This window comes from Quisquiliibacterium sp. (assembly GCF_982640115.1).
On sequence record NZ_CEXFHW010000276.1, the window covers coordinates 1 to 3,378 of the forward strand.

The 3,378-nt window shown below is 70.0% G+C and carries 4 protein-coding genes; all 4 read right to left on the reverse strand.

Annotated elements, in window-relative coordinates:
- Positions 1 to 243 (reverse strand): hypothetical protein (locus AC2H6A_RS18795; protein ID WP_484275248.1); only part of this gene is annotated, 243 nt, incomplete at its 3' end.
- Positions 243 to 941 (reverse strand): response regulator transcription factor, encoded by a 699-nt coding sequence (locus AC2H6A_RS18800; protein ID WP_484275249.1) that lies wholly within the window; start codon positions 939 to 941, stop codon positions 243 to 245. The genes AC2H6A_RS18800 and AC2H6A_RS18795, both read right to left, overlap by 1 nt.
- A complete protein-coding gene (locus AC2H6A_RS18805) occupies positions 938 to 2,008 on the reverse strand; it encodes a sensor histidine kinase (protein WP_484275250.1) in 1,071 nt (356 codons plus the stop codon). The genes AC2H6A_RS18800 and AC2H6A_RS18805 overlap by 4 nt, the downstream gene beginning before the upstream one ends.
- Positions 2,009 to 2,167: 159 nt before the next feature.
- A partial coding sequence (locus AC2H6A_RS18810) for a putative Na+/H+ antiporter (protein ID WP_484275251.1) occupies positions 2,168 to 3,378 on the reverse strand: 1,211 nt, incomplete at its 5' end.

The window sequence follows — 3,378 nt, forward strand, 5'->3', positions numbered from 1 at the left end:
GTCGATCGGGCGCACCGCGACCGGGCGGCCGGCCGCGCGCAGCGGCGAGATGCGCACCTCGCCGAGGTCGGAGTCGAAGGACACCCACACCGTGGCGGGATCGAACTCGCGGCGCTCCACCGGCTCGCGCCACGGCGCCGCGCTCAGCCCGGCATGGGCAAGCACGCCGAGCAGGCGGTTGAGAGCCTCGGATTCGGCCACCGGCACCTGGGGCAGCCGGCGCAGCAGCGCGGCGTCGAGCATCAGGCCGCGACTCCGCCGTGCGTGAGCATGCCGCGCATCAGCTCCGCGAAGGAGCGCGCGCCCATCTTGTGCATCACCCGCGAGCGGTGCAGTTCCACCGTCTTGATGCTGATGCCCAGACGATCGCCGATGGTCTTGTTCAGCAGGCCGGCAATCACCAGATCGAGCACCTGCCGCTCGCGCGGCGTGAGGCTGTTCAGCCGGGTGCGATGCGCCTGCGCGGCAGGGTCCTCGTCGCTGTCGTCGGCCGGCGTGGCGGACTCGTTGACCAGAACCCCAGCGCCCGCCGGCAGGCCACCCGTGATCGGTGTCGTCGCGGGCCGCGCGCCGCGCTCGAAGGCCTGCTCCAGGGTGCGCTCCAGCACCGAGTCCTGGAACGGTTTTTCGAGGAAGCTGTAGGCGCCCTTCTGCATGGCCTCGACCGCGAGCGGTACATCGCCGTGGCCGGTCATGTAGACCACCGGCCAGGTGGCGCCGCGCGCGATCAGGGCGTCATGCACCTGCAGTCCGGACAGCCCGGGCATGCGCATGTCGAGCAGCACGCAGGCGGGGCTGGCGGTGTCGATCCCGTCGAGCGCCTGCAGGAAGCCGGCCGGGGTGTCGAAAGCGCGCACGTCATAGCCCAGGCTTTCGAGCAGCCAGGCGGCCGATTCCCGGAAGTGTTCACTGTCGTCGACCAGCAGGATGGTGCGTGTCATGCGGCGAGCTCCGTGGCTTCGGTGGCGCGGGGCAGCGACACCCAGAAGGTGCAGCCCGGACCTTCGTCACGGGGCGTGAACCAGAGGCGTCCCTGCTGCAGTTCGATGATCGAGCGGCAGACATGCAGTCCGACCCCCATGCCGCCGGGCTTGGTGGTGAAGAAGGGCGTGAACATCCGTGCCGCTGCGCTCTCGTCGATGCCCGGCCCGCGGTCGGCAATGCCGAGCGTGGCGCTGTCTTCGTCGAGATCGATCAGGATCTCCAGGCGGCGATCGGGACGGGCCACGCTGCGCATCGCCTCGATCGCATTGCGCGCGAGATTGACGAGCACCTGCTGCTGGAGCACCCGGTCGCCGCGCACCACGGCAGCCTGCGCGCCGGGCGCCTCGCGCACCTCCACCGAGACGCCGTCGCGCTGGATCTCCCAGTCGAGCAGCGAGATGGCGTCATCGACCAGCCCGCGCAGCGCGATGGTCTCGGCCTTGGGCTGGCGGTGCTGCACATAGTCGCGCACCCGCGTGATGATCCCGGCCGCGTAGAGGGCATGCTCCACGCCACGCTGCACCGCAGGCCGCACGCTGGCCGGCTCGAGGTTGCCGCGGTCGATGCGGATCAGCAGGCCGCGCAAGAGGTTGGTGAGCGCGCCGATCGGCTGGTTGAGTTCGTGGGCGAGGGTGGACGCCATCTCGCCCACCGACAGGGAGCGCGAGAGCAGCAGCAGTTGCTCGCGGTCGTTCAGGTGCCGGGCTGCGGCCTGCTGGTCAGAGCGCAGATCGGCCAGTCGCAGATGCAGCCTGCCCTCGGCATCGGTTGCCGCCTGCGCGCCGAGCGGATGTCCGTCGGGCCCGGTGAGCACCGCTTCGGCGCGGCCGCTCTCGCGGACCTGGTCGATGAGTTCGGTGAGGCCGCGAAAGGCGGCGCCCAGGTCGGCGAGCGATTGCCCGGCCTGCCACTGGGGCAGGCTGGCAGCGAGCGCCTGCGTGCACCAGCTGATGCGTTGCGCAGGCGGATCGATCGTGGCGATCCACTGGCCGAGTGTTTCCAGACTGAGCGCCGCGTCGGGCAAGCCTTGCTCCCATACCGGGTGGGCGCCGGCCGGTCGCCGGCGCACCCACAGGTCCGCTGAGGACCGGTCGGTCGAGTATAGGCAGCGCCGCCGCGGGGCGCCGTGAGCTATTGCTCAGGCCACCGGTGACGCAGTGCCCGGGCGCTCGTGGCGCAGCGGCTAGAAGAGGCGGAACGCGATGATGGCCATCAGCGTGGGCGGCGTGGCCGCCACGAAAAGCCAGAGCGGGCTCACCGCCTCGTCCTCGAAGTGCGGCCGCAGGATGGCCATGCCGGCAGGGTTGGGTGCGTTGGCAATCACGGTGAGGCCCCCGCCGGTGACGGCACCGGCCACCAGCGAGTACTTGAATTCGTCGCTCAGACCCGGCACCAGCGAGCCCAGGTAGGTGAGCGCGGCATTGTCGGTGATCGCGGTGAGGGCCGTGGCACCGTAGTAGACCGCGGTGGAGTCCATGCGGGTGAGCAGCGGCTCCAGCCACCACTGCTGCTGGCCGCCGAGCACCACCAGCCCGGCGAGGAAGAAGGCCACCATCAGGCCCTCGCGCAGGATGAGCCGGTCCTGGAATTGCGGATAGGCGGTGGCAAAGCCCATGAAGAACAGCAGCAGACCCATGAAAGCGGCAGGGTGGTGCGCCAGCACCACCACCCCGAGCAGGAACACCATATGCAGCACCGCGACCCAGGCCGGCAGCGGCTCGCGCGTGCTTCGAGGCGGCGGCGCGAGCCTGGCCAGTTCGCGCCCGAAGAGCAGGGTGCAGGTCAGCGCGCTCACCGCCACCGCGACCGCGGCCTTCCAGCCGAACTGGCTGAGCATGAACATCGAATCCCACTGCCAGGTGGCGGCCACCATCAGCACCGGCGGCGCGGCGAAGGAGGTCAGCGTGCCCCCGATGGAGACATTGACGAACAGCGTGCCGATGGTCGCGTACTTGAGCCGGCTGGAGACATCGGCCGAGAAGATCCGCTCACGCAGCATCAGCGCCCCCAGCGTCATCGCTGCGGGCTCGGTGATCAGCGAGCCGAGCAGCGGCACCGCGGCGAGGAGCACGAAGTAGGTCGCCATCGCGCCGGGCAGCGGCACCGCACGCGCGATGATCTCGACCGCGCGGCGTGCCACCTGCAGCACCGCCCGGCTCGCGGCGATGACCATGATCGCGAACACGAACATCGGCTCGGTGAAATTGCGCGAATCGAGGTAGTCGGTGGCCTCCTGCCGGCCGAGCATGAACGCCATGCACACGATCAGCACCATGGCCCAGAAGCCGAACACCGCCTCGACTTCGCCGAGCAGGTGCCAGACCCCGGCGTGGCCGGGCTGTGCGTGAGCGAGTTTCTCGAAGAACTTGGTCGAGAAGGTGTGGGCGATCGCCA